Origin of the sequence: Pseudomonas sp. WS 5059 (assembly GCF_012985525.1) — a bacterium.
Taxonomy (GTDB): domain Bacteria; phylum Pseudomonadota; class Gammaproteobacteria; order Pseudomonadales; family Pseudomonadaceae; genus Aquipseudomonas.
Genome location: NZ_JAAQWO010000019.1, coordinates 1 through 1,555 on the forward strand (window position 1 = coordinate 1; position 1,555 = coordinate 1,555).

General features: G+C 56.9%; 1 protein-coding gene. It reads right to left on the minus strand.

The window, feature by feature from the left end:
- Positions 1–1,555 (minus strand): immunoglobulin-like domain-containing protein (locus HBO12_RS28160; RefSeq protein ID WP_346343203.1); only part of this gene is annotated, 1,555 nt, incomplete at both ends.

Here is a 1,555-nt window from a genome sequence, read left to right on the forward strand (position 1 = left end):
TGTTATCAGTGCCCGGTGTGTCGGTCACGACGGTGGTGACTTTATCGGTACCTGGAACCAGGTTCTCGAAGTGCGCGCCACCGGTGACTTCCTTGATGCCGGTAGTAACAGTCTGGTCGCCTTTGTACACGTCGTCCGGAGCCACAACCGAGACAGTACCGCTCGACTTGTCCACACCGATGGTGATGACCTGGTTGTTATCCAGAGTCACAGTCACAGGGCTGGTGATGTTGGTTACCGGCGCACCGTTCTTATCCACCAAGGTGGCGGTGTAGACGATCTGGCCGCCTTCACCGACAGTTTTGGTCGCGGTCAGGATCACATCGACTTTGTCGATGGTGTCGTTGATCTGCGTCGTTGCACCGTTGCCCGCAACCACGAGTTTTTCGAAGTTGCCGCCGTCGGTACCGGTGATCTTGACGGTCTGGGTGCTCTTGTCGATGAACACGTCATCGCCTGGAGCATCCACTGTCACGGTGCCGACGGTTTCGCCAGCCTTGATGGTGATGGTTTGTTTGTTGTCGAGGGTCAAGGTGACGTCAGTGTCTGCCTTGTTGTCCAAGGTGGCGGTGTAGGTGATTTTTCCACCTTCACTCACTTCCGACGGAGCCGTCAGGGTCACTGTCGTGGTGTTATCGGTGCCCGGTGTGTCGGTCACGACGGTGGTGACTTTATCGGTACCTGGAACCAGGTTCTCGAAGTGCGCGCCACCGGTGACTTCCTTGATGCCGGTAGTAACAGTCTGGTCACCTTTGTACACGTCATCTGGAGCCACAACCGAAACGGTACCGCTCGACTTGTCCACACCGATAGTGATGACCTGGTTGTTATCCAGGGTGATGGTCAGTGGACCAGTAGTGTTAGTGACGGGTGCGCCGTTTTTATCCACAAGGGTGGCGGTGTAGACGATCTGGCCGCCTTCACCGACAGTTTTGGTCGCGGTCAGCACCACATCGACCTTGTCGATGGTGTCGTTGATGGTGGTAGTCGCGCCATCGCCAGCAACCACGAGTTTCTCGAAGTTGCCACCGTTAGTGCCGGTGATCTGGACGGTCTGGGTGCTCTTGTCGATGAACACGTCATCGCCTGGGGCATCCACTGTCACTGTGCCGACGGTTTCGCCAGCCTTGATGGTGATGGTTTGCTTGTTGTCGAGGGTCAAGGTGACGTCAGTGTCAGCCTTGTTGCTCAAGGTGGCGGTGTAGGTGATCTTGCCGCCTTCGTTGACGGCGCTAGGCGCGGTCAGGGTGACGGTCGTGGTGTTATCAGTGCCCGGTGTGTCGGTCACGATGGTGGTGACTTTATCGGTACCTGGAACCAGGTTCTCGAAGTGCGCGCCACCGGTGACTTCCTTGATGCCGGTAGTAACAGTCTGGTCGCCTTTGTAGACGTCGTCCGGAGCTACAACCGAAACGGTACCGCTCGACTTGTCCACACCGATGGTGATGACCTGGTTGTTATCCAGGGTGATAGTCAGCGGACCAGTGGTGTTAGTGACGGGTGCGCCGTTTTTATCCACAAGGGTAGCGGTGTAGACGATCTGGCCGCCTTCACG